This is a genomic window from Actinopolyspora lacussalsi subsp. righensis (assembly GCF_900116555.1).
Lineage (GTDB): Bacteria > Actinomycetota > Actinomycetes > Mycobacteriales > Pseudonocardiaceae > Actinopolyspora > Actinopolyspora lacussalsi.
Window position 1 is genome coordinate 718,796 of record NZ_FPAT01000001.1, and the last position, 24,087, is coordinate 742,882.

22 protein-coding genes are annotated in these 24,087 nt (G+C 67.5%); 4 read left to right on the forward strand and 18 right to left on the reverse strand.

Features of this window, described 5'->3' with window-relative positions; all coding sequences use genetic code 11:
* Nucleotides 1–19 precede the first annotated feature (19 nt).
* The 8 genes from BM394_RS03045 to BM394_RS03080 form a co-directional block, all read right to left on the reverse strand.
* Nucleotides 20–1,252, reverse strand: a complete 1,233-nt coding sequence (locus tag BM394_RS03045; RefSeq protein ID WP_092973423.1) for a styrene monooxygenase/indole monooxygenase family protein — start codon at nucleotides 1,250–1,252, stop codon at nucleotides 20–22.
* Between the two features lie 69 nt (nucleotides 1,253–1,321).
* Nucleotides 1,322–1,918, reverse strand: a complete 597-nt coding sequence (locus BM394_RS03050) for a GTP-binding protein (RefSeq protein ID WP_175496843.1) — start codon at nucleotides 1,916–1,918, stop codon at nucleotides 1,322–1,324.
* Entirely contained in the window at nucleotides 1,893–2,264 is a 372-nt protein-coding gene (locus tag BM394_RS03055) for a DUF742 domain-containing protein (protein ID WP_092973425.1), read from the reverse strand. The genes BM394_RS03050 and BM394_RS03055 overlap by 26 nt, the downstream gene beginning before the upstream one ends.
* Before the next feature lie 18 nt (nucleotides 2,265–2,282).
* Nucleotides 2,283–2,726 (reverse strand): roadblock/LC7 domain-containing protein, encoded by a 444-nt coding sequence (locus BM394_RS03060; protein WP_092973427.1) that lies wholly within the window; start codon nucleotides 2,724–2,726, stop codon nucleotides 2,283–2,285.
* Nucleotides 2,723–4,015, reverse strand: coding sequence for a sensor histidine kinase (locus BM394_RS03065; protein ID WP_092973429.1), 1,293 nt, complete (start codon nucleotides 4,013–4,015; stop codon nucleotides 2,723–2,725). Before BM394_RS03065 ends, BM394_RS03060 begins: the two co-directional genes overlap by 4 nt.
* A 592-nt stretch (nucleotides 4,016–4,607) precedes the next feature.
* Nucleotides 4,608–5,843 carry a cysteine--1-D-myo-inosityl 2-amino-2-deoxy-alpha-D-glucopyranoside ligase gene (gene mshC, locus BM394_RS03070; protein WP_092973431.1) on the reverse strand — a complete coding sequence of 412 codons (1,236 nt, stop codon included), beginning with the start codon at nucleotides 5,841–5,843 and terminating at the stop codon, nucleotides 4,608–4,610.
* Between the two features lie 291 nt (nucleotides 5,844–6,134).
* Complete coding sequence (locus BM394_RS03075) at nucleotides 6,135–6,926, reverse strand: SCO1664 family protein (protein WP_092973433.1); 792 nt, start codon at nucleotides 6,924–6,926, stop codon at nucleotides 6,135–6,137.
* A gap of 6 nt (nucleotides 6,927–6,932) precedes the next feature.
* A complete protein-coding gene (locus tag BM394_RS03080) occupies nucleotides 6,933–7,499 on the reverse strand; it encodes a DUF3090 domain-containing protein (protein WP_092927898.1) in 567 nt (188 codons plus the stop codon).
* A gap of 305 nt (nucleotides 7,500–7,804) precedes the next feature.
* Here BM394_RS03080 and BM394_RS03085 point away from each other — a divergent pair, with 305 nt between their 5' ends.
* Entirely contained in the window at nucleotides 7,805–8,740 is a 936-nt protein-coding gene (locus BM394_RS03085; protein ID WP_092973435.1) for a S66 peptidase family protein, read from the forward strand.
* Between the two features lie 50 nt (nucleotides 8,741–8,790).
* Nucleotides 8,791–9,423, forward strand: coding sequence for a nucleoside/nucleotide kinase family protein (locus BM394_RS03090; RefSeq protein ID WP_092973437.1), 633 nt, complete (start codon nucleotides 8,791–8,793; stop codon nucleotides 9,421–9,423).
* Nucleotides 9,424–9,534: 111 nt separating this feature from the next.
* Here the strand turns inward: BM394_RS03090 and nikE are convergent, their stop codons facing one another.
* The 4 genes from nikE to BM394_RS03110 are packed head-to-tail and all read right to left on the reverse strand — an operon-like array spanning nucleotide 9,535 to nucleotide 14,923.
* Nucleotides 9,535–11,154 (reverse strand): nickel ABC transporter ATP-binding protein NikE, encoded by a 1,620-nt coding sequence (nikE, locus tag BM394_RS03095; protein ID WP_092973439.1) that lies wholly within the window; start codon nucleotides 11,152–11,154, stop codon nucleotides 9,535–9,537.
* Entirely contained in the window at nucleotides 11,151–12,053 is a 903-nt protein-coding gene (locus BM394_RS03100; protein ID WP_207227349.1) for an ABC transporter permease, read from the reverse strand. Before BM394_RS03100 ends, nikE begins: the two co-directional genes overlap by 4 nt.
* Nucleotides 12,050–13,084, reverse strand: coding sequence for an ABC transporter permease (locus BM394_RS03105; RefSeq protein ID WP_092973441.1), 1,035 nt, complete (start codon nucleotides 13,082–13,084; stop codon nucleotides 12,050–12,052). The genes BM394_RS03100 and BM394_RS03105 overlap by 4 nt, the downstream gene beginning before the upstream one ends.
* A gap of 3 nt (nucleotides 13,085–13,087) precedes the next feature.
* Complete coding sequence (locus BM394_RS03110; RefSeq protein ID WP_245779933.1) at nucleotides 13,088–14,923, reverse strand: ABC transporter substrate-binding protein; 1,836 nt, start codon at nucleotides 14,921–14,923, stop codon at nucleotides 13,088–13,090.
* 156 nt (nucleotides 14,924–15,079) lie between these two features.
* On the opposite strand from BM394_RS03110, the gene BM394_RS03115 reads away from it, so the two are divergent.
* Nucleotides 15,080–15,907 (forward strand): M55 family metallopeptidase, encoded by an 828-nt coding sequence (locus tag BM394_RS03115; RefSeq protein ID WP_175529931.1) that lies wholly within the window; start codon nucleotides 15,080–15,082, stop codon nucleotides 15,905–15,907.
* Between the two features lie 102 nt (nucleotides 15,908–16,009).
* Here the strand turns inward: BM394_RS03115 and BM394_RS03120 are convergent, their stop codons facing one another.
* Complete coding sequence (locus BM394_RS03120) at nucleotides 16,010–16,726, reverse strand: Imm1 family immunity protein (RefSeq protein WP_092973444.1); 717 nt, start codon at nucleotides 16,724–16,726, stop codon at nucleotides 16,010–16,012.
* 375 nt (nucleotides 16,727–17,101) lie between these two features.
* Between BM394_RS03120 and BM394_RS03125 the strand changes: the two genes are divergently transcribed.
* Entirely contained in the window at nucleotides 17,102–17,845 is a 744-nt protein-coding gene (locus BM394_RS03125; protein ID WP_092973446.1) for a sugar isomerase domain-containing protein, read from the forward strand.
* A 217-nt stretch (nucleotides 17,846–18,062) separates the two neighbouring features.
* Here the strand turns inward: BM394_RS03125 and BM394_RS03130 are convergent, their stop codons facing one another.
* The 5 genes from BM394_RS03130 to BM394_RS03150 all read right to left on the reverse strand — a co-directional run bounded on the left by BM394_RS03130 (nucleotide 18,063) and on the right by BM394_RS03150 (nucleotide 24,041).
* Nucleotides 18,063–18,872 carry an enoyl-CoA hydratase/isomerase family protein gene (locus BM394_RS03130; protein ID WP_092973448.1) on the reverse strand — a complete coding sequence of 270 codons (810 nt, stop codon included), beginning with the start codon at nucleotides 18,870–18,872 and terminating at the stop codon, nucleotides 18,063–18,065.
* A 154-nt stretch (nucleotides 18,873–19,026) separates the two neighbouring features.
* Complete coding sequence (locus tag BM394_RS03135; protein WP_017975887.1) at nucleotides 19,027–19,236, reverse strand: helix-turn-helix domain-containing protein; 210 nt, start codon at nucleotides 19,234–19,236, stop codon at nucleotides 19,027–19,029.
* 429 nt (nucleotides 19,237–19,665) lie between these two features.
* Nucleotides 19,666–21,294: an ABC-F family ATP-binding cassette domain-containing protein gene (locus BM394_RS03140; protein ID WP_092973450.1), complete on the reverse strand. Its 1,629-nt coding sequence runs from the start codon at nucleotides 21,292–21,294 to the stop codon at nucleotides 19,666–19,668.
* Between the two features lie 410 nt (nucleotides 21,295–21,704).
* On the reverse strand, nucleotides 21,705–22,382 hold the full coding sequence (locus BM394_RS03145; RefSeq protein WP_092973452.1) for an acVLRF1 family peptidyl-tRNA hydrolase: 678 nt from the start codon (nucleotides 22,380–22,382) through the stop codon (nucleotides 21,705–21,707).
* 63 nt (nucleotides 22,383–22,445) lie between these two features.
* Complete coding sequence (locus BM394_RS03150) at nucleotides 22,446–24,041, reverse strand: deoxyguanosinetriphosphate triphosphohydrolase family protein (RefSeq protein ID WP_092973454.1); 1,596 nt, start codon at nucleotides 24,039–24,041, stop codon at nucleotides 22,446–22,448.
* Nucleotides 24,042–24,087: the final 46 nt, after the last annotated feature.

Genomic DNA, 24,087 nt, shown 5'->3' on the forward strand with positions numbered 1-24,087 from the left:
GCGTCGGGAGCGGGACCGCTCAGCCGTCGACCTCACGCAGGTACTGCTCGGCCAGTTCCGGATCGAGGAACCAGTTGCCGAAATCGGCCGGATCGTCGAAGCCGTTGACGAAGCGCTTGCGGATGGTCGCGTTGCGCTCGGCACGGGAGAAGATGTCGAGCACATGCGCCGGCGGGGGCTGCAACATCGCGTTGGTCCAGGTGGTGGCCGGTTCGACCACGGACCAGTAGCGTTCGAAGGTTCGCCGCATCCAGTCGCTGTCGAACGGTTCGCCGCCCCGCTCCAGGATGCTCTCGAGGTAGGAGGCGGCGCACTTGCTCGCGTTGTTGGAGCCCTGACCGGTGATGGGATCGTTGGCCACCACGACGTCGGCCATACCGAGAACGACGCCTCCCGACGGCAGTTCGCCCACGGGGTTACGCACCACCGGTGCGTAACCTCCGGAAAGGGTCGCCTGCGAATCGGTGAGCTCGGCGTGCTTGAAGCGCTCGTACTCCCACGGGACGTACTGCCGCATCAGCTCCAGCATGCGCTTCCAGTGCTCGCCCGGGGCGGGCCTGTCCGACCAACAGTCCAAGGGGCCACCCGGTATGCCCTCGAAGAACGGGATCTCACACGGCCCGCTCAATGTCAGGCCGGGAATGACGAACAGCTCGCCCACGCCGGGGACCACGTTGAACCGCACCGCGTCCATGTCCGGGTGCTCCGGCCGACGATCCGCACCGTGGACATAGCTGACCGACAGCACTCGCTGCGGGGTGTTGTAGGGCGAGCGGTCGGGATCGCGTCCGAACAGCTGGACGAGTTCGCCCTTGCCCGCCGCGACGAGCACCAGTTCGTAGTGCCTGGTCAGCGAGTCCAGATCCGAGGTCGTCACCCCGTGGAAGATGACCTTGCCGCCGTTGTCCTCGAACAGCTCCAACCAACCTGCCATCTTGACCCGCTGGTCGACCGACTGCCCGTAGTCGTCCAGCATGCCGACCCAGTCCAGCGCCCTGGTGCCGTCCTCGGCCGCGATGGAGACACCCAATCCCTGGATCCGCGGTGCGCGTCCCTCCCACAGGTTGAGCTTGTAGTCCCGTTCGTGCTGTAACGCGGTGTGGAACATGGCCTGTGTCGACATGACACGACCACCACGGATCTCCTCCGGCGTTCGCGCGGACATGATCGTGACGTCATAGCCGTGTTCCAGCAGGCACAGACCGGTCTGCAACCCGGCCTGGCCGGCTCCGACTATGAGGATCTTGCGCATCGCACCCTTCCTTTCACCCGACGAGACCCCTCCACTACGACACCGGTCCCCGCGGGACACGGCGACGAGTCACGCGGCGCCGTGCGTCACGTTCAACCGCATCGTGTGGGTAACCAGCGTCCGTAAAGCATCTACAGTGGACAATGAATCACGTGCGTCGCAGGTGATCAATGGGACGTCCGGAGCGATCGCGAGTGCTTCGCGGATCTCCTCCAGCTCGTGGGTCAACGTTCCCTCGAAGAGGTTGACGGCCACTACGAACGGGATGTCCGAGTCGTGCTCGAAGTAGTTGATCGCGGCGAACGACTCCGCTATCCGTCTGGTGTCGACCAGCACGACCGCGCCCAGCGCGCCTCTGGCCAGGTCGTCCCAGAGGAACCAGAAACGGGACTGTCCGGGGGTCCCGAACAGGTAGAGCATCAGGTCCGGGTGCAGCTGGATACGCCCGAAATCCATCGCCACGGTGGTGGTCGTCTTCTCCCCGGCGGGATCTAGATCGTCCACGCCTTCGCTGGCCTCGGTCATCCACGCCTCGGTGTTCAGGGGAGCGACCTCGGACACCGACGATACGAATGTGGTCTTGCCGACTCCGAATCCACCCGCGACCACGATCTTCGCCGAGAGCATCAGCTCGGAGTGGTCACGCGGAGAGCTTGTTGAGGCCATCGAGAATCCTCTCGAGGATATTGTGATCGTAACTGTAAGCCTGTCCGGTGGGATGAATGACGATCGCCCCTTCCGTCGCCAAGTCGCTGACCAGCACTCGTATCACCCCGAGCGGGATGTTCAGCGAGGCGGAGAGTTCGGCCAGCGATATCGGCCGTCGGGCGTGCTCGTAAACCGACCGGGATTCCGGAAGCAGCTTTTCGGCGAGTTCGGTGTCGTAATCCGACACCGAAACCATCGTCTCCACGAGAAGCTGGTGCCGGGTTCGGGTCCGTCCGTGCGTGAGCGCGTAGGGCCGCACCCGGCTACTGCGGCTTTCCCGCTGGTTCTGTGAGTGTGTGACCATGGGTCTTCCTTTAACCGATCAGTCACGCGGCCTTCGCGCTGTTACGACGCGCCTTAAGTCGGCACGGACCTCCGGTGTCAACGCGTGCCCGGTGTTTTCCACGAACTGGGTCATCTCGTAGGCGACTACGCGCATCTGCGCCTCGGCCGAGGTCAGTACGGCGAGTCCGGCGCCGGAACCGATACCCATGAACAGAAAGTATCCGTGCCGCAGCCGGAGAATGATCTGTTCGCAATCACCCTTCTCGAACAACGAGGAACCGTGGTGCGCCAGGCTGAGCATGCCGCTGGAGATCGCCGCGAGCTGCTCGGACTCATCGGAGGTGACCGATGAGGAAGCAGCCAGTGGCAAGCCATCCGCCGACAGAATCAACGCGTGGGTGGCGCCGTGCACCCGGTGCACGAAATCGTCGACCAGCCAGTCGAAATTCGCGGACTGGGCATTGTTTTCTGCAGCCGTCACTGCTGTGGCCTCTCGGCATCGTCGTTTTCGTTGTGCTGCCTGGCTTCCAACTCGCCCTCGGCGAAATCTCCCAGGTCCGCGAGCAACTGCTGATGGCTCTCGCGGATGTCGCGTTCCGTGTCGTCGGAGTGGGGTTCCGGCGCGGGCACGGCGGAGCCGCTGCTCCCGCCGGAGGATCCCTTCAGACTCTGCGAAACCCTGCGTGGTAACCCGTTGGCCGTGGTGGCGGGCTGCGACTGGTCCTGCTGCGCCGCGGCCTGCTCCTCGGAGGGCCAAACGGGCTCGGCCGCCACCGCGGGAGTATCCACACCGGCCTCCGTGGTTTCGGACGGGGTTTCCGACGGGGTTTCGGCGGCCGCGTTCGCCCAGGGTTCCGTGGTCGCCCGCGCGGAACGCATGTTCGGGATCGCCGGTTCCTCGGACACCGGAACCTGTCGTGACACGCCCCCGTTGGGAGCCGCGTTCTCGTGCACCAGGGAGTGCGGCAGCAGCACCGAGGCGGTCGTTCCGTGTGGCGCACGACGCGCCAACCAGACCCGAATACCGTGTTTGCCAGAGATTCTGCGCACCACGGCCAGCCCCATGTGGCGCACCGCGTTGCGATCGAGCACCGGGGCACTCGCGAGCCGTTCGTTGAGCGCGGAGAGCCTCGCCGCGGGGAGGCCGATACCGGCGTCCTCGACACGCACCATCATGCTGCCCTGTTCGGTCAGATGCGCGCTGATGGTCACGGACGAATTCGGCGGGGAATGCGCCGTGGCATTGTCCAGCAGTTCCGCCAGCAGCCTGCTGACGTCGTCCGCGGCGAACCCGACCACGCCGAGTTCGGTCACCCTGCCGAGTTCCACCCTGTTGTAGTGCTCGATGGAGGACATACCCGCACGGATCACGTCGACCAGTGAAGCCGTCTCCGGCTTAGCACCACCGGCGTCCCGCCCGGCCAGCACACGGAGGTTCTCACCGTTGCGCCGCAGCCGGGTGGCCAGGTGGTCGAGCCGATAGAGGCGATCCAACGACTCCGGGTCGTCCTCTTCGGACTCCATCTGTTCCAGTTGTTCGAGCAGTGAGTCCACAAGGTTCAGATCACGCAGGGCGACACTGGAGCAGACCCCTGCCAACACATCCTGTGAACTCGGCTCACGCGAAGGCGAAGGACCGATAATCTGCGCCACGGTGTCCCGTGAACGCTGCAACAGTTGTCTGGTCGATCCCTCCAACCGCTGTCTCGCCGCACCGTCCCGTAACGATCTGCGCGAGCGTTCGAGCATCTCCCATACCCGACTCACCATCCCACCTCGCAACCAAAGCACCTATTACCGATCCGGGCTTCGTGCGGACTCGTGTCACGAGATCCAATCAGATCGGTCGGCGGAAGTCTACGTTGTGTTCCTATTGGCCGGTCGGGGTGGCCGGTGGTTGTCGCATATTACCGAAAATTCGACCGTCGAGAGCATTTTCCCAGCTCACCGGAACAAAAACCCGAGTCGAATGTCGCGACCACCATCTCTTCGCCCGGCCCGACCCGGCCCGTAGGGAGAAGCACCGGCGTGAGCGGCGAAAACATCGCGCGCCCCCACCACGACACGCGGTATCGTCGCAGTACAGGGCAGCGGGGGCGAGGCCGAGGAAACTCTCGGAAACGTGTCGCACAGGCCGAAGTCGACAACCGCGGAATACCGCGAGAATCGCCGGAAGGGTTCACGGCGCGCGGGGTTCCTATTGCCTCCGGAAACGGAGAATGCCGTCCCGGCCACGAAAATCCGCCACTCGGGATATCCGATCCTGCCACCGCGACCGACGGGATTTCCGAACCGGAAGTGGCGCCCCTGCGGCGGGGGCGCCGAACGTGCTTCCGTTCCCCGGTTCCGAGGACGGCGGGGGTTACAGGGCCACGCCGAGCAGGGCGTCCACCGCGCGGCGAATCGTCGAGGGTGCGGTCGTGTCCTCGCCCCCCTCGTACAGCGCCTCGTCGACCCAGGCGTCCACGGCTCGCAGCGCCCCTTCGGTGTCGAGGTCGTCGCTGAGCCGCTCCCGCAACCGGTCGAGAGTCGAGTCGGCGGCGGGCCCCTCCGACAGCTCCACCGCCTGCTTCCAGCGGGAGAGCCTCGCGGCACCGGTGGTGAGCAGATCGGCGTTCCACGAACGATCGGCACGGTAGTGACCGCTCAACAACGCCAACCTGATGGCCATCGGATCCACTCGATCGCCACGCAGCCGGGAGACGAACACGAGGTTGCCCTTGGACTTGGACATCTTCTGCCCGTCCAGTCCCACCATCCCGGCGTGCGAGTAGTGGCCCGCGAAGGGGTGTTGCCCGGTCAGCGCTTCCGCGTGCGCGGCGCTGAACTCGTGGTGCGGAAAGGCCAGGTCCGAACCGCCGCCCTGCAGGTCGAACCCGATCCCGAGCCTGTTCAACGCGATCACCGAGCACTCCAGGTGCCAGCCGGGACGACCCGCACCGAGCTCGGAGTCCCAGGAGGGTTCGTCCGGGCGAGCCATGCGCCACAGCAGGGCGTCGAGCTGGTGCTCCTTGCCCGGACGATCCGGATCGCCACCTCTGTCCGGGAACACCTCCGTCATCTCGGCTCTGCTGTAACGGGACTCGTACCCGAGCTTACCGGTGGCGTCGTGCCGGAAGTAGACATCCGGAAACTCGTCGTCGACCCGGTAGGCCGCACCGGAGGAAAGCAGTTTGGTCACGGCTTGCTCGATCTCCGGGATCGACTCCACCGCTCCGACGAAGTCCCGCGGTGGCAGTACGCGCAGGGCGGCCATGTCCTCGCGGAACAGCGCGGTCTCGCGCATCCCGAGCACGACCCAGTCCTCGTTGTCGTGCGTGGCACGCTCCAGCAGCGGATCGTCGATGTCTGTGACGTTCTGCACGTAGTGCACATCGCTGCCGTTGTCCAACCAGATGCGGTGCACCAGGTCGTAGGCGATGTATGTGGCGGCGTGACCGAGGTGGGTCGCATCGTAGGGAGTGATGCCGCAGACGTACATCCGCACCCCAGAACCGGTACCGACCGGTCTTACTTCGCCGGTGGCGGTATCGAACAGTCGCAACGGATGCGCAGTACCGGGCAGGCTGGGCACGGAAACCGATGACCAGGGTTGCATGTGTCCGACCCTAGCCGCCACGGTTGAGTGACCCGTGACGGGCCGGAGCTTTCCCGCCCCGGAGTCTCCGGCGTCGATTTCTCGCGAAATCGCCGGGCGGTGAGGCAGCACAGGGCCGCACTCCCACCACCCACGCAACCCGCACCGTCGCGGGTTCTCCGGTGCGGCTCTCGCGAGGACGGCCCCGACGTTGTGTGGTCGCTACCCGATGTCGGGGCACCCGCAGCGAGAGCCGTGCCAGAGGTTCCGCCAACCCAATGCCCTGGACAACCGAGCGGAAAAAGGTTCACATCAGAAGGGGGGCCAGGGTATGGCGGGCCACTCGCCGGAGGGCGCCGGGAACACCCCGCCCCGCAGCAACCGGTCGATCCGGTCCCGCAGGGCCTGAACTTCCTTCGGGGTTATGTGCTCGACCAATCCGGCGGCGAACTCGCCGTCCAGCTCAGCGCGCAACCGTTCCAGGGAGCGGACCTCCGTCCCGTGGAGGGCTTGCCCGAGCCAACCCCACAACACGGTGCGCAGCTTGTCATCGGCGTTGAGACTCACACCGTGATCGATCCCGAGCACCCGCCCCCGCGAGGTACACAACACGTGACCGCCCTTGCGGTCCGCGTTGTTGAGCACCACGTCGAACAGGGTCAGCTTACGCAGCTCGTCGTGGTCGGAGTGGGCGAGCACAACCGGCTCCCCCTGATCGTCCCGCGCGTGCAGCACGGTCAGCCAGTTCGAGGGCACGTCCTCGGGAGTGCGGATGTCGACCAGTTCGGAGTCCTGCTCGGTGTCCACCCACAGTTGCACCATGCCCGGACCGTGGGGGCCGTTCCGTAACAGTGTCGGCGGCACCAGATGCCATCCGAGCGCTTCGGAAAGCAGATAGGCGGCGACCTCACGACCGGCCAGTGTGCCGTCCGGAAAGTCCCACAGCGGCCGTTCACCACGCACCGGCTTGTAGACGCAATCGGCCCGCAACCCGTCGTTCTCCACCGTGCACAGCAGGGTGGCGTTGGAGGCCTCGACGAGACGTCCCCGGACCTCCAGACTCCCCTCGCGCAACAGCTCGACAGCGACGTCGTCGGCGAGCACGAGCCGCTACTCCTCTTCCGAACGGCGGTAACCGTTCTGCCGTGGGCAGATGTGGCCCTCCGGATCGAGCGGCTCCGAGCAGAGCGGGCACGGTTTCCGGCCCGCCTCGATCACTCGCTGCGCGCGCTCCGCGAAGGCGCGCGCGTGCGCCGCGCTGAGGAACACCCGAACCGCGTCCGGTCCTTCGTCGGTGTCGTCGAGCACGACGGACTCGTCGACCTCCTCCTCGGTGACCGCGAGCAGTTCCACGACGACCGCCTCGGTCTCGGCATCCCAACCGAGCCCCATGGTGCCGACCCGGAACTCCTCCTCTACCGGCACCTCCAACGGACCGGAGTCGACCAGTTCGTCCGGTGGTTCGGAGGGCAGTTCGGTGTCGAACCGGCGCTGCACTTCTTCCAGCAGGGCGTCGATGCGTTCTGTCAGCACCGAGACCTGCTGTTTTTCCAGTTGAACGCTCACCGTCCGCAAGTCCTCGGTGGCCTGCAGATAGAAGGTGCGATCGCCGGGCTCACCGACCGTTCCCACGATGAAACGGTCGGGCTGACGGAATACGTGGATGACACGAGCCATGACACCCTCGACACTAAGTCACAGCGCTGCTGATCATGCAGCCCCTTCCCCTCGCGCACGAAAGGGGATCGTCCCTGGCAGCGTCGATGTCGATCTCACCCTCCGGGCGGATCGGCCCGCGACCACCCCACCGGGACGATGTTCGCCACCCGCGAACAACAGTCACCGTTCCGCACCGCCACGAACCGAACGGAACTCGGACACACTCCCGAGAGGAACCTGTCACCAAACGTAGCAAAACCGGAACCGAAAGTGACCACTGCCGTGCGCGCTTCGGCACGCCCCGAGCGGTGCACCATGAGGTCATGCCGACGATCACAGCAGCACGCACCATTCCTCCCCCGCTCCGCGTGGGGGACACGGTCGCGGTGGTCGCCCCCGCGGGCCCCGTGCCGGAGGAGCAACTGCGAACCGGTGTCGGGCTGCTCGAATCGTGGGGGCTGCGGGTCAGAGTCGGCGATCACGTGAGGGATCGGCATCCCCGGCTGGCCTACCTGGCCGGTTCGGACGCCGATCGGGCAGCGGACCTGGAACGAGCGTGGTGCGACCCCGAGGTCAGCGCGGTGTTGTGCGCACGCGGTGGCTACGGCAGTGTGCGGATCCTGCCACGGCTCGACTGGCGAGCCATGGAACGGGCCCCGGGCAAGCTTCTGGTGGGCTCCAGCGACACGACGGCACTGCACGAAGCGATCGGCCGACGGCTGGGACTGGCCGGCCTGTTCGGGCCGATGATCGCCACGAAAGCCTTCACCGAGGACGTCACCGCCCGCGAGCACCTGCGTCGCGCCCTGTTCGAACCGACGGGGACGCGCCTGAGCAGCCCGCACTCGGCCGCGCTGCGGAGTGGGCGCGCGGCGGGGATCACCCACGGCGGCAACCTGAGCGTGCTGGCCGGGCTGCTCGGCTCCGGGGAGCTGCCCGAACCACCGAATCCCGGTCTGGCGCTGCTGGAGGACGTGACCGAGCAGCCCTACCAGCTGGACCGGTACCTCACCCAGCTGAAACGGGCGGGGTGGTTCGAGACGGCCACCGGGGTGGTGTTGGGTTCCTGGCAGGACTGCGGGCCACTCGAGGGCGTACGTGCGACGCTGCTCGACATCCTGGGTGATCTCGGGGTACCGGTGTTGTGGGAACTGGGATTCGGTCACTGCGACGGCCAGCTCACGGTGCCGCTCGGGGTGGCCGCCGAGCTCGACGCCGAGGCGGGCACTCTCACATTCGGCGCGACCGGACACGGCTGAATCGTGGTCCGCCACGACGGGCCATCTCGCGAGGGGCGGCGGTACGAGGGATGCGGGTACGTTCCACCAGTCGGGAGCTGTTGGCCGTCGAGCTGAGCGAGGTGCTGCACGAGGGCACCGGACAACCGTGGTGCAGGGTGGCACTCGACGGACATCCCCTCACCGGTACGAATGAGCTGGCCGATTCGCTCGCCGAACAGCTGCGACTGCGGGGGAGGCACGTACTGCGGGTACGCCTGTGGGACTACGTCCGTCCGGCCTCGCTTCGACTGGAGCGGGGGCGCGGGGACCCGGACTCCTTCCGGTTCGACTGGTTCGACTTCGGCGCCCTGACCAGGGAGGTCCTCGCGCCGTTGCGGCCGGCAGGCAGCGGTCTCGTACTTCCGGCGCTGTGGGATGCGGAACTGGACCGTTCCCCGCGCATGGAGCGCGTGCGCCTCACCGAGGGCGGTGTGGTGGTCGTCGACGGCCCGTTCCTGCTCGGCGGCGGGCTCGAAACGGATTTCGCGGTACACCTGTGGATGTCCGAGAAGGTACTGCTGCGGCGGGTCGCCGCCGAGAACGAGTGGCAGCTACCCGCCTTCGACGACTACCAGCGGGAGATCCGCCCCGACCTGCTGGCGGACCGACTGGTCCGGATGGACCGTCCGGAACGTCCCGCGATAGTGGACTCGTTGTGCTGAGAGCACACGACGGACACGCTCACCCGCTCGCCCTTCGGTCGAGCGTTCCGGGGAATCGAGCATCCCGGGGAGAGGTACACCGCGATCATCGGGACCGCCGGAAGCGACCGTTCAGAAAACACTTCGTTCGAACGAGGGAACCGCCGCGAGCAGTTCCGTGGTGTACTCGTGCTCGGGATCGATCAGGACCCGCTCGACCGGTCCCGTCTCCACTATCGCGCCTGCCCGCATCACCGCCACCCGATCGGCTATGTTCCACGCCAGCCCGAGATCGTGCGTGATGACCAGGCTGGACACACCTCGCTCGCGCCGCAGCCGCAGCAGCAGCGCCAGGATCTCACCGCGCACCGTGGCGTCCAACGAGGCGACCGGCTCGTCGGCGACCAGCACCCGCGGGCACAGCACCAACGCACCCGCGATGACGACACGTTGCCGTTGCCCACCGGACAGCTCGTGCGGGAACCGCCCGGCGAACTCCTCGGCGGGCCGCAGCTCGGCCGCTTCCAGCGCCTCGTGCACACGGGCCGTCTCGTCGGTCGCTCCGCCGTGCACCCGCAGTCCCTCCGCCACCGCCTCGTAAACGGTGTGGCGGGGGTTCAGCGCGCCCGTGGGATCCTGCAGCACCAGCTGCACGTTGCCCCGAAAGTCGCGCAGTCGCCGCCCGGAAGTGGGAATCGGGCGCCCGTCGTAGTGGACCACCCCGGTATCGGGGTGCCGCAGTCCGAGCAGGGTGCGGGCCAGCGTGGTCTTCCCGGAACCGGACTGACCGACCAGTGCGAGTATCTCGTCACCGGTGACGTCCAGATCGACCTCGCGCACCGCCGACACCCGGTTGCGGTGGCGGTCCGTGAACTCCACGCTCACCCCTTCGGCCGACAGCAGCGGTCGCCGGGTGGAACCGGCCGCCCCGGCGGGCTCACCGGCCCCCGGATAGCGGGAAGCGGTATCACCGATCGTGGGAAACGCCGCCGCCAGCTCTCGGGTGTGCTCGTGCTCCGGAGCGCTCGCGAGTCTGTGAGCGGGACCTTCCTCCACCAGCCGTCCCCGATACATCACCGCCAGCCGCCGACAGCTCGCCGCCAGCACCGAGAGGTCGTGACTGATCATCAACAACGCGATACCGCGCTCGGCGACCAGGCGCCGCAACAGGGACAGCACCTGCGACTGGACCACCACGTCCAGCGCGGTCGTGGGCTCGTCCGCGATGATCAGGCGCGGCTCGCAGGCAAGGGCCATCGCGATCATCACACGCTGCCGCTGTCCACCGGACAGCTCGTGCGGATAGGCGTCGCGACGCCGAGCGGGAATCTCGACCCGCTCCAACAGCTCGACCACCCTGGCACGCGACACCGCCGCCGAGAGACGCTCGGAGGAGTGCAACCGGATCGGTTCGGCTATCTGGTCGGCGATCGTGCGGACCGGATTGAGCGCGTGCATGGCCCCCTGGAAAACCACCGAGGCGCTCGCCCACCGTGCGGCGCGCAACCCGCCCCAGGTGAGTCGCTCGATGTCCTGACCGTCGAGCAGAATCGTGCCGTCGACGTCGGCCGAACGCGGCAACAGTCGCAGCACCGCCAGAGCGAGGCTCGTCTTGCCGCAGCCGGACTCGCCCGCCAGTCCCAGCGTCGCGCCGGGTTCCAACGTCAGGTTCGCGTCGATCACGGCCTGTCGCGGCCGCGCCGAACCGCCATAGGTGACCGAAACCCCGTCCATACGCAGTATCGGATTCATCGGCGTGTTCCCCGCAATTTCGGATTCAGCACGGTTTCCAGCGCACGGCCGCACAACGTGAAGCTCAGCACCACGATCGCGATGCCCAGACCGGGCGGTAGCAGGTACCACCAGGCACCCGCCGTCACGGCTCCGGTGTCCATGGCGGACTTGAGCATCGATCCCCACGAGATCATGGACGGGTCCCCCAGCCCGAGGAAGGAGAGCGTCGACTCGGCGATGATCGCGCTGGCCACGGTGAGCGTGGTGGTGGCGAACACCAGCGGCAGCACAGCGGGCAGCACGTGCTTTCCGAGCAGATGCCGATGCCCCCCGCCGAGTGCTCTGGCTCGCTCGATGTAGGGACGCGTTTCCACCGTGAGCGTCTGTGCCCGCACCAGTCGGGCTGTCTGCGGCCAGGATGTCACCCCGATGGCGAGCACGATGGTGAACACGCCTCTCGACAGCACGGTGGACAGGGCTATGGCCAGCACCAGCGCGGGCAGCACCAGGAAGAAATCGGTCACCCGCAGCAGCAGGGTGGAGACCCAACCACCGAAGTGGGCGGCCAGCAACCCCACCACTGTTCCGATCACCATCGACAGCACCGCCGCGGACAACCCGACCAGCAGCGACATGCGGGCTCCCCACCAGGTCAGCAGCAGCACCGAACGCCCCGACTCGTCGGTTCCCAACCAGTTCGTCGCGCTCGGTGGTCGCAGCGGCTCCCCCCGCACCCTGGTGACGTCGAGCTCGTCGGACCGGGTGAGCACCGGCGCCAGCAGAGCCAGCCCCACGACCACCAGCAGCACGGCCAGGCCGAACAGCCCGCCCCGATCGGCGCGGTAGACACGCCATCCCTCGGCCAGGGCGGCTACCCGCCGCCCCGTCACTCCGGTGAGGTTCGGCGGGGCGCTCACGAGTCACGCACCCTCGGGTCGAGGAATCGGTAGATCAGCTCGGCCAGCACGTTCATCACGATCACGCTCCCTGCCAGCACAATGAACGTTCCCTGCAACAACGGCAGATCGGGCACCCGCAGCGCCTCGTAGGTCAGCAACCCGAGTCCGGGCCAGGAGAAGACGGTCTCCACAGTGATCGCCCCGGCAACCACCAGCCCGAGGTGCAGAAAGATCAGCGTCACGGTGGGAAGCAGGGCGTTCGGCACGGCGTGCCTGCGCCGCACCAGATCCTCGCGCAGCCCCTTGGCGCGGGCGGTGGTCAGGTACTCGGCCCCCATCTCCTCGAGCAGCGAGGTGCGCATGACCATCATGAACTGCGCGTAGATCACCGCCACGAGCGTCACGCACGGCAGCACCAGGTGGTGGGCCACGTCCAGCACCCGGGCGACCAGGCCCGCCGGAACGTCGGGAGAGGACATGCCGGCCACGGGAAACAACCCGGGAAGCGGACCGACGCCGACCCCGAAGGCCATCAGCAGCAACAGTCCGAGCCAGAAGGTGGGTACCGACCACAACGTCAACCCCACCGAGGTGAACCACCGGTCCACCGCACCGCCCTGCCGCCAGGCGGCACGGGTTCCCATCCAGAGCCCGACCAGCACCGCCAGCACGGTGGCGGTGCCCACCAGCAGCACGGTGGGACCGATCCGTTCGACGATCAGTTCCGCGACGGGGCGGTTGTAGATGTAGGACGTCCCCAGATCGCCGTGCAGCAGGTTCAGCAGAAAGTCGCGGAACTGCAGGTACAACGGCTGGTCCAGGCCGAACCGATGCCGCAGCGCAGCCAGCTGTTCGGCGCTGACCGGTGTGGACCTGGTCATGGTGCGCGCAGGATCGCCCGGCAGCACCCGGAACAGGAAGAAACCGAGCACTGCCACCAGGAACAGGCTCACCATGCCCCCGCCGACCTTCGCGGCCACGAACCGCAGCAGTGGTGGCGGCCCGCTCGCGGGGCCGCGGGTCTCGAGTTCGTCACGAGTGTTCGTCATGGCCTATTCCCGGTGTTCCGCCGTGTGTCGACGACGCGCCGCCACGGACGCGACCACGATCGCGCCGAGCAGTAGGACTCCGACGACGACGAAGGCCGCCGAGCGGTATCCGGCGCCGCCCGAGGCCGTTCGAGCCTGCTCGGTGGGACGGGCTCCGTAGTAGCCCCAGTAGCCCTGTTGCGCGGTGATGACCCCGTCCTCGGACGGTTGCGACTCGAATCCCTCGAAACGATCGGACCGGTACGCCTCCAGCGTGTTGGGGTAGAACAGGATCAGCCCGGTGGCCATCCGGTGGAACCGGTGCTGTGCCTCTCGGATCAGGTCGACCCGTTTGGAGTGGTCGAACTCGGCGAGCTGTCGGGCGTAGAGCTCGTCGTAGCGCCGGTCGCAGAGGAAACTGTCGGGCAGACCGCCCCCACCTGGTTTGGGTCTGGCACCGCAGGTCTGCAGTCGCAGCACGTAGTCCGGGTCCGGATTGACCGACCACCCGCTGACCACCATGTCGAAGTCACCGGCCGTGGTGCGCTGGTTGACCTGGTTGTCCGAAACCGGTTGCGGCCTTACCCGGATTCCCAACCGGGACAGCCACTCCTTGACGAACTTCCCGACCAGCGCGTCGGTGGGCGAATCACCGTGCAGCACGAACTCGAAGTCCAGGGCCCTGCCGGAGGGGCCGCGGCGAACTCCGTCGGGACCGCGGGGATAGCCCGCCTCGTTCAGCGCCCGGTTGGCCGCTTCGATCGAGAACGGGCGCCTCGCCTCCGGCGGAGGCGTCCAGTAGTAGTCCTCGAATATGGGGGGCAGGTATCCCGCGCCGACCGTTCCGTAACCGCCGAGCACCCGCTCGACGAGGCGTTCACGGTCGATGGCCCGATCGATGGCCCTGCGTACGCGTGCGTCGCGCAACGCGGGATGCCCGGTCCCGATGGGATCGCCCGCGCTGTTGGCGGCACCCGGGTTGAGCACGATCTCGAAGAACCGCCGCCCCTTGCCGCGTACCCGGCGGATGTCGTCGGTGCCGCGCAGCGCGTCGAACTGGGTGGGAGTGAGATCGCGGACCACGTCGATGTCACCCTTGCGCAGCGCCTGCACGGCGGCGTCGCTGTTCTCGAAGTTGACGAACCGCAGCCGGTCGATCGTGGGAGCGCCACGCCAGAAGTCCTCGTTGGCGCGCAGCGTCAGATACTGCTGGGGACGGTACTCGGTGGCCACGAACGGACCGCTGCCCACGACGGGCATCCGCTGGTTGGCGAACTCGGCCACGTTGTCGACCCTCGACCAGACGTGGCGGGGGACTATCGGCGCGGCGATGGAGCGCATGGTGGCCTGTGGGCTCTCGGTGCGGATCACCACGGTGCGATCGTCGGGAGCGCTCACCGAGCTGAAGTTGTCCACGTAGTTGCCGTTGGCCGTGGCCGCTGCGGGGTCGTTCATCATCCGCTTGAAGGTGTAGGCCACGTCGTGGGCGGTCACGGGTCTTCCGTCGGACCAGTTCACTCCCTGCCTGATGTGGAACGTCCAGGTGAGCTTGTCCTCGGAGGACTTCCAGTCGGTGGCGAGTTCCGGTACGACCGAGAAGTCCTCGGCGCTGTAGGTGGTCAGGGTGGGGTAGATCAACCGGAACACGTCGGTCGAGGCGAGGCTGAACCCGAGGAACGGGTTGAGCGAGTCGAATTCCTGCTGGATACCGACCCGAAGGGTGACCCCTCCCCCGTTCGGGGAATCAGCGGCGGTAGCGGGCTCGTGCTTCCCGAGGGCGGGCACCAGCGCCGCGAGAAGCAGCGTGAGGATCAGCAGCAGGGCGCGTGGGGCCGCTCTCCGAACCCCTGAAGATCTCACACCCACTGTGATCACCCCTTCGCTCTTCGTGACGAACGAACCACTCGAAACGGTTCCCGGTCAATGATTCACCGGTTCGGCGTGGCGAGCACGCCGAAACGCCACGCGCGCTTCGGGACTGCCCGGGACGGCGCCGGGCGTCTAGGGTGGACGACCGTGCGGATCCTGATCTCTGCGGACATGGAAGGCGCCACCGGTGTCACCGGTACGGACGACGTGGTGGCGGGCACCGAAGCCTGGCAACGGTTCCGAGAGCTGTTCACCGGCGACGTCAACGCCTGCGTGGCCGGGCTCGCGGCCGGTGGTGCGAACGCGACGCTGGTCAACGAGGCGCACTCGATCCAACGGCACCTGCTGCTGGAGCGACTCGACACGCGTGCGCGCATGCTGACCGGACGCCACAAACCACTGTCGATGATGGAAGGTATCGACTCGGGGGTGGACGGAGTGGTGTTCCTCGGCTACCACACCGGCGCGGGTGCCGACGGCGTCCTGTCACACACCTACATGGAGAACGGACTGCTCGGGGTGTGGCTGGACGGCGCGCACGCGAGCGAGGGCAGGCTCAACGCGGCGCTGGCCGCCGAGTACGGGGTACCGGTACTACTGGTCACCGGTGATGATCTGACCTGTTCGGACGCGCGGGACTACACTCCGGGCAGCCACACGGTCGCGGTCAAGGAATGCGTGAGCAGGTACGCCGCGGTCTGCTCGCCGCCGGAACGCACCGCATCCGACATCGGCTCCGCCGCCGAGCTGTCCATGCGGCAGGCGGGACGCGGCACCCCGAGAACCTCGACCCACCGGATCGAACTCGAGTTCACCGGTACGCACCTCGCCGATGCCGTCGAACTGATTCCCACGGTGGAACGAACCGGCGCTCGTGCGGTGGAGTTCGAGGCAGCCGACATGACCACGACGATGAAAACGTTCAAGGTGATCACGACCGTGGCATCCCGAGCCGTGCAGGAGCTCTACGGCTGATCGAAGTCTTCCGGTCGGGTTGTCGAGCTACTCGCTCGGCGGAACCTCCCGCGGGCTCGCGCTCCGGGAGGTCCGACAACGGGTAGCGACGACCGGAGCCCACTACCGTCCCCAGCGGGCCTGTTGCCAGTGGACCGACTCGGGACGGGCACCGGTGCGGACGAACTCGTCCAGCGCCGCGCGGAGCTCGGCGAACCCCAGCACCGAGTCGGCGGGAAAGGCCAGCGGGCTACCGAGGTCGAAACGCAGCACGGGGGCCTGTGGATCGGGATCACCGCTACGGGTCTGCCAGGAGGAGAGCTGCCCCTCCTCGTCCTCCTCGGTGTAGTTGAGCACTCCCATCTCGTCATCGGCCGAGGTCACGACCCGAATCCCGCTGTAGGGGCCGGGCTCCTCCTCGTTCTCGTACGGACGGTCCCAGACGTAGAGCTGGCAGGCTCGGCCCTGTCGCGGCGGCCGAAGCAACTTCTCCACCAGTTCACGCTTGCGCTCGTCGCGTTCGGCGTACTCCCGTTCGTCACCGATCACACCGGTGGCGACCGTGATCCCGAGTTCGGTGTTGCGCGCTCCGACGGCTTCGGCACGGAAGGCGTCGAGCTCGGCCCGGGCCTCGCGCAATGCCCGCAGCGCGGCCCCCTGGTGGAACACCAGGTCCGCCCAGTACGGGTGTTCCATCACCCTGTTGAGGTCCGCGTAGACGGACTCGGTGGTGTCGAGCAGCTTGTCCACGTGGTCCAACGGCACATCCGTCAAGCGGGCGAAGATCTCCGAGAGATTCCCCGGCGCGGTCGGCTCGTCGTGTGACGGCGGATTCGACATGCCTTCCGTGTTCCAATCCGTGTACCCGTTTCCCTGGTGGCACCCGTTAGAACCCACCAAGCTGTTGCGATCATGCTGCCAGCCTCGGGGTGCGACCGAACGGGCCGGTGATCGGAAGCGAGGTCGGTCGACTCCGGGGCCGCTCGAGAGATTACCGTGGGTACACGTAGTGATCCGATACGGCACCGGCGGAAATCACCGGACGGTGGACAACGCCGCGCACGGCTCGGCTACCGGTTTCCGACGACCGGCGCCGGGTTCGCGGCACACGTCCCGGAACGCCCAGCGAGGAGTGATCTGTCACACATGGCACAGCCTCGGGGATTCCGCTGCGATTATCGGCTCACGACACCAGAATCCAGCCGAGAGGACGGCATGACGGACGGTTCGCACGCACGCAAGCACGCCGAACGGAGCCTGCAGGACCTGGATCGAGCGGCCGAGCACAACAGGGCCGCACTGGGTGAGGCGGCGAAAACGCTGATCGACTGCGTCGAGGCAGACGGTCTCGTGTTCACCGCGGGTGCGGGGCACTCCCTCGCCGGTGTACTGGAAAGCTTCTACCGGGCAGGAGGGCTGGCCGCGGTTCGCCCGCTGTACCACCCCGATCTGCTCCCGCTGCACGGCGCGGCGACCAGCACGGCCACCGAACGGCGCGAGGGACTCGCCGCAGACGTGCTCCGGGAATCGGGGCTGCGCGGCGGTACCGATGTGCTCGTGGTGTTTTCCAACTCGGGGATCAATCCCTATCCGGTGGAACTGGCGGCCACGGCACGCCGCGAGGGGTCACAGGTCATCGCGGTGACCTCACCCGCCGCGGCGGCGGGAGCCCCGCGCCGCACGGAGGCGGGCACGCTGGCGGATCAGGCCACGGTCGTGCTGGACACCATGGTGCCGGCGGGCGACATCACACACCCCGAACAGCGACCGGCTACGGCACCGGGGTCGTCACTGGCCAATGTGTTCCTGTGGAATCTGCTCATGGTCGAGACGTACGAACGTGCCGGTGAGGTCGGCATCTCGCTGCCGTGGTGGCGCAGTTCCAACGTCCCCGGCGGTGACGAGGCCAACGCCGAGCGGCTGGAGCACTACGGCAAGCGCGTACCGCGGCTGCGCTGAACCGGCGAGCACGCCGGGAGTGACCATGAATCGACTCCCCGCCGGCGTCGCGACTGGTCTAGACCGAAGCGGGTCAGAACCGTCGCGAGCCGGCGCCACCCCGGTGGACCCGGCCACCGCTGTGGGCGCGCTCGTCCCGAGGCGTGGCCCGGTGCGGCCCGTGCCCGACTCCCTTTCCACGGCCCGCACCGTCCGAACAGGTGGTTCCGACGGAGCTCTACTCGCCGCCGGAACCACCCATCAGCTCCCGCAGCCTGCGCAGCTGGGCCGCTCGTTCCGCGGCGAACTGCTGCTCGGGGTCCTCGGCCTCCTCCGCCTGGGACAACAGCGCGAGAGTCTCGCGTACCGCCCCGGTGGGCGACCGGGTGATCGCCTCGACGAGCTGGTCGGTCGCGTCCTCCAGCCGCTCGGGTTCGACCACCGAGTTGGCCAACCCGACCCGGGAGGCCTCATCGGCGTCCACTTCCCGCCCGGTCAGGCACATCTCGACGGCTCTGGAGTAACCGACGGCCCGAACCAGCGGCAACGTCCCCCCGAGGTCGGGAACCAGACCGAGACTGGTCTCGGCCATGCGCAACTTGGCGTCGGTGGCCAGCACACGCATGTCACAGGCCAGTGCCAGTTGGAAACCCGCGCCGATGGCGTGGCCCCGAACCGCCGCGATCGTCACCCGCTCGGGATCACGCAACCAACTGAATCCCTGTTGGAACGCGGCTATGTCGGCGTCACCCTGCTCTACCGGGCTGGAGGCCAGCGACAACAGCCCGGGCGCACCGTCGACCTGTTCGGATTCGAACAGTCGCCGATCCAACCCGGCGGAGAACGCCCTCCCCTCCCCCCGGACGACGACGACGCGCACCTCGGGTGCGAGGTTCTGTCCGATTTCGCGCAACGCCTTCCACGTGTCCGGCGTCTGCGCGTTGAGTTGATCCGGTCGATCGAGAACGATCGTCGCGCGGGAACCGCGCAACATCAGTCGAACGTGCCCACGATCCAGTACACCGGGATCAATTGCCGATTCCGTCAAACGGGTCCTCCGTCGCTACACACCAGCGGTCGGGATGGCAACCACCCTAGAAGACCGATCATGGTGCCGCGATCGGAGGCCGCGCGGTACGGACCGTTCGGACACGGCGTGCCCGGTGCCGACAGCGTGCCGGGCACGCCGCAGCCGTGGATACCTATTTCTTCTTGGAGCGGGTCGCACCACCGCGCCCCCGCAATTGCACTCCGGACTCGACCAGTACGCGGTGCACGAAACCGTATGAACGACCGGTCGCCTCCGCCAGGGAACGAATGCTCGCCCCCTTCTCGTACTTCTTCTTGAGGTCACTGGCCAGTTTGTCTCGTGCGCTTCCGGTGATTCGCGCACCCTTCTTCAGATCAACCACTGTGTCCCCGCCTTCCCCGTAGAACAGGTCGGGCCGCTCGCGACCCCTGTCAGGCCAATGATCGAACAGGAAAGCCGGAAACGCCAGACGACCTTGCCAACAGATCCCGCCCAACGGGCAGATATATTCCTATTGATCATGGAAATCAGGTATTGCGGGACACAAAACAAGATCAACATTTCGTTTCCGGTACACGCGCTTCCGTTCAGTGAGAGCGCGGACACGAGAATGAACCGCGTCAAGTCCGGCATTCACCGAACCGAATCGGTACAGCCCGAATGATCGAACGGGACGATGCGTGAGCGAACCACCGGTCGAGCCCGACTCGCGGCGGATGGCCCCGAACCATGACCGGCCTCGTGCGTGCGCCCGGGGCGGAACGGCAGAGCCCCTCCGCCCCTCTCCGGAGACGCGACCGGAAAACCGCGCTCAGGCGAGTTGCACGAAGTCCATGTACTCCTCGGACCAGTGGTCCTCACTGCCGTCGGGAAGCAGGATCACCCGCTCCGGCTCCAGCGCCTGCACGGCTCCCGGATCGTGTGTGACCAGCACCACCGATCCGGTGAAGCTACGCAGCGCGTCGAGCACCTGCTCCCGACTGGCCGGATCGAGGTTGTTGGTCGGCTCGTCCAGCAGCAGCACGTTGGCGGCGCTGGAGACCAGCCCGGCGAGCGCGAGCCGCGTCTTCTCCCCGCCGGAGAGGGTTCCGGCCGGCTGCTGCAGCTGTTCACCCGCGAACAGGAACGCGCCGAGCAAGGTGCGCAGCTCCTGTTCGGAGGTGTCGGGCGCGACCGTGCGGATGTTCTCCCAGACGGTCGCGTTCGTGTCCAGCGTCTCGTGCTCCTGCGCGTAGTAGCCGATCCGCAGACCGTAGCCGGGTTGCACCTCGCCCGCGTCCGGCGCCTCCATGCCTGCCAGCAGCCGCAGCAGCGTGGTCTTGCCCGCACCGTTGAACCCGAGCACCACCACCTTGGACCCGCGGTCCACCGCGAGATCGACACCGCTGAAGATCTCCAACGAGCCGTACGACTTGGACAGTCCCCGCGCCGTCATCGGTGTACTGCCGCAGGGTGCGGGCGAAGGGAACCTGATCTTGGCGGTCCGCTCGGTGGGCTGCTCCTCGTCCAACTCGGCGATCATCTGGTCGGCACGCCGCGCCATGTTCTTCGCGGCCACGGCCTTGGTCGCCTTGGCGCCCAGTTTGTCCGCCTGCGCCTTGAGGGTGGCCGCCTTCTTCTCGGCGTTGGCCCGTTCCCGACGCCTGCGCTTCTCGTCGTCGGCGCGGGCCTCCTGGTAGCGCTGCCAGTTCATGTTGTAGACATCGGCGACGCCGCGCGCCGCGTCCAGGTACCAGACCTTGTTGACCACGGCGTCGATGAGCTCGACGTCGTGGCTGATGACCACCAGACCACCGTCGTGGACCTTGAGGAAGTCCCGCAGCCAGTTGATCGAGTCCGCGTCGAGGTGGTTGGTGGGCTCGTCGAGCAGCAGAGTGGTGTTGGACGCACCGCCGGGACCGGTTTCCGAAGCGGCGAACAGGATTCTGGCCAGTTCGACACGCCTGCGCTGCCCACCGGACAAGGTGCTCAACGGCTGTTGCAGCACACCGTCGGGCAAGCCGAGATTGCTGCAGATGCGCCCGGCCTCACCCTCCGCGGCGTAACCACCACGGGCGGCGAACCGCTCCTCCAGCTTGCCGTACTTGCGGATGGCCTTGTCCCGCGCGGAGTCGTCGACGAACTCGGCCATCTCGGACTGCGTCTTCTCCATGTCGCGCAGGATCCGGTCCAGCCCGCGGGCGGAGAGCACCCGATCCTTGGCCGTGACCGACAGGTCTCCCTCCCGGGGATCCTGCGGCAGATAACCGATCTCGCCGTGGCTGGTGATCTCGCCGCCGTAGGGCTCGCCCTCACCTGCCAGCACGCGCAACGTGGTCGTTTTGCCCGCGCCGTTCCGCCCGACCAGACCGACTCGATCACCGGGCTGAACACGCAGTGAGGTGTCCGCGAGGAGGATACGGGAACCGGCCCTGAGTTCGAGGCCACTGGCAGAGATCAACGCAAACTCCGGATCGAGACATATCGGCGTACGTGCTTGTCAGTGGGCACCGTCGTCCGGCGGCCCCGCGACCGTGAACCTCGTCGGCCGCGTCCGCACGGGACGACTCCCCACGACAGCGGAAAACTTCACGGTGCGAACGGCACGCGGCAGCGCCCACGTACTGTGGGACGCACCACGGGCAAGCCACGGCCCACGGGACCGTAACCATCCGGTCGCGCGGCGGGAACTCCCCATCGACCTCGGCACACCGGGCACGACGACCGACGTCCGTCCACCACACGCGCCGCGACGGAAAGCGATCACAAACCACCGCAATCATACCGGTCGGGCGACGGGTTTTCGACAGCTGCTCTGGTTGTTCACCCGGGTTGCCGAGTCGGCCCGGTGACGGAAGCGGCGAAAACCCGCTACCGCGGTTCCCGAACCTCCACCTCGACCGAGACCGCACGGCCGGCGGCCTCCCGCAACACCGCCAGCCTCGGCTCGGGGACGTCCAGCACGCGCGGCTCGGCCGCGGCCAGCATCCCGGCCAGGCGGGGGTCCGCCGTCAGCTCGTCCAGTGCCGCGCGGTCGCCCCCCAGAACGACGCCGTCCAGCTCCCGGCGCACCGGAAGCAGCAGTTCCGCGGCGGCCTCGGCGGCCGAACTCACCGCCTTGCGCGACTGCCCGGCCCGTCTGCGCGCGTAGCGCTTCTGCGACCAGCCACCGGCCTTGTTCCGCCCCTGCACGTAGTGGCGATCGGTCGTCGAGGACACGACCTCGCCGTCCCGCACCACACCGATGCTGTGAGCCCCGTGCCGCACCAGGACCAGGCCGAGCCGTCGTGAACGCGAGACGTGTTCGAGCAGCCCGGATATCGCGAGCCCCTCGGCCTCACCACCCGGCTCGGCCAGTCCGCCGAACGGAACCCGTACCACGGCTTCCGCGCCGTCGACGGCACTCACTCGTACGACGTCGGCCGCTTCCGAGGTCCGGGCCACCCCCTCGTGGCGCCGCCCGAACCGCTCGAACCAACCGGCCAGCCGATTCGGTTCCACCTCCACCGCTCTACCGCCGCCGGGTAGTTGCCGCACCCTGCTGCTCACGGTTCGGGGATCATACTGTCCGCTCGGGCCTTCCCGGAACCGAGGCGTCCGGGAACGGGCCGCTCAGAGCACGAAGGTGTCGGACCACAGCTGCGTGGTGCGGCCGGACAGCGATTCCAGCAGGGCGGCTGCCTGCTCGTCGGTGAGCGAGGCGACGAAGTCGATGACGGCCCTCCCCCGGGCCATGCGTTCGAGCTGCTCCCGGTCGGGGGATTCGGCCGAGGAGCGCTCGGAGCGCGGAAGCAGCGAGGTGGGATCGTCGCGTCGGACCGCGTCGAGTTCGACGGCTGCGTGCTCGAACAGATCGCGCAACCGGTGCGGCAGCCTGGCGGACTCGCTACGGTCGATCAGCCACTCGTCCAACGCCTGCACCAGTTTGCTCAACAACCGATCCTGACCGCGCTGGTGCAGCGCGAGATCGGGGCGCTGCAGCACGAACCGGCGGTGCACGAACTTGAGTATCTGCACCTCGTGCCACTGCTCGCGGTCCAGCACGACGTGGCCGGAACGGGTGGTCGGGTCGAGCTCTACCCGCACACCACGCACCAGTCGACGCGTCCAGGTTCCGGAGAAGGCCGCGACGGCACGCTCGGCCTGCTTCGAACGGTCGAACGGCTGTTCCAGCAATTTGGTGACCAGGTCGGACTGCACCTTCTTGACCGCCCCGACGAAGGCGTCGTCGGCGGCGATCCAGGAGTCCTTGACATGCAGGCGCCTGCGCAGGCTCTCCAGCGAGTACCCCGGGGCTTCGGATCGGCTTCGCAGCTCGGCGTCGTCGAACCTCGCCAGTTCCGCCGCCCTGCCGAGCCATTCGGTCAGTTCGGTGGAGACCGTCGCGTGCTGCAGGATCCCCACCCGGTGAAAGTCCTCCAGATCGTGGATGGCGTAGGCGATGTCGTCGGCGGTGTCCATGACCGATGCCTCGACGGTCTGCTGCCAGCCCGCCAGCGCCGCTGCGAACGGGGACCGGCAGTCCAGCATGTCGTCGAGCTCGGTGATGTAGGCGGAGAACTTGGCGGCACCGGTACCGGGGGCGTCCTCCGGTTCGGACGCGCCACGGGGCGGCAACGGCAGCGAACGCGGATCGGGTGCCGCGAGCCGGGTCCAGGGGTACTTCAGCAGCGCCGCTCGCACCGCGGCTGTCAGGTCGAGACCGTCCCCGCCGCCACCGCGCACGTCGATGCTGCTGACGATCCGGAAGGTCTGCGCGTTGCCCTCGAAACCGTCGACGAGCCCGAAGCGCTCCCGCGCGATCCGATCCAGCACCCGCTCGCCGAGATGGCCGAACGGCGGATGCCCCAGATCGTGCGCCAGACCCGCGCTTTCCACCACGTCGAGATCACATCCGCCGAGCCGCGTCACGGCGGCCCGACTTTCGGGATCGCCCAGCAGGCTCTCCCCGACGGCCCTGGCCACCTGGGCGACCTTGAGACTGTGCGTCAACCTGTTGTGCAGCAACAGTCCGGATCCGCTCGGGCTGACGACCTGGGTGACGCCGCCGAGACGGGCGAAGAACGCCGAGCCGGATATGCGGTCCCGGTCGGCCCGGAACGGGCTCGCCGCGAGATCGTACGGCTGGGCGACGTGAGCGGGCTCCGCCGCGGTGCGAACGAGGTGGCCGCGCCGCGCGGTTCGCCCGGACGGCGGCTGGGGATCCATACCGCAACGCTAGCGCGTCCACCACCGGCTGCCCTCCCGCGAATCG

Bases quoted from the DNA above. Each gene is read 5' to 3' on its own strand.
- BM394_RS03050 (WP_175496843.1), bottom strand. From the start codon at position 1,918: ATGGCCTCAACAAGCTCTCCGCGTGACCACTCCGAGCTGATGCTCTCG.
- BM394_RS03150 (WP_092973454.1), bottom strand. From the start codon at position 24,041: ATGGATCCCCAGCCGCCGTCCGGGCGAACCGCGCGGCGCGGCCACCTC.
- BM394_RS03125 (WP_092973446.1), top strand. From the start codon at position 17,102: ATGACGGACGGTTCGCACGCACGCAAGCACGCCGAACGGAGCCTGCAG.
- mshC (WP_092973431.1), bottom strand. From the start codon at position 5,843: ATGCAACCCTGGTCATCGGTTTCCGTGCCCAGCCTGCCCGGTACTGCG.
- BM394_RS03085 (WP_092973435.1), top strand. From the start codon at position 7,805: ATGCCGACGATCACAGCAGCACGCACCATTCCTCCCCCGCTCCGCGTG.
- BM394_RS03080 (WP_092927898.1), bottom strand. From the start codon at position 7,499: ATGGCTCGTGTCATCCACGTATTCCGTCAGCCCGACCGTTTCATCGTG.
- BM394_RS03055 (WP_092973425.1), bottom strand. From the start codon at position 2,264: ATGGTCACACACTCACAGAACCAGCGGGAAAGCCGCAGTAGCCGGGTG.
- BM394_RS03105 (WP_092973441.1), bottom strand. From the start codon at position 13,084: ATGACGAACACTCGTGACGAACTCGAGACCCGCGGCCCCGCGAGCGGG.
- BM394_RS03090 (WP_092973437.1), top strand. From the start codon at position 8,791: ATGCGGGTACGTTCCACCAGTCGGGAGCTGTTGGCCGTCGAGCTGAGC.
- BM394_RS03045 (WP_092973423.1), bottom strand. From the start codon at position 1,252: ATGCGCAAGATCCTCATAGTCGGAGCCGGCCAGGCCGGGTTGCAGACC.
- BM394_RS03065 (WP_092973429.1), bottom strand. From the start codon at position 4,015: ATGGTGAGTCGGGTATGGGAGATGCTCGAACGCTCGCGCAGATCGTTA.
- BM394_RS03120 (WP_092973444.1), bottom strand. From the start codon at position 16,726: ATGTCGAATCCGCCGTCACACGACGAGCCGACCGCGCCGGGGAATCTC.
- nikE (WP_092973439.1), bottom strand. From the start codon at position 11,154: ATGAATCCGATACTGCGTATGGACGGGGTTTCGGTCACCTATGGCGGT.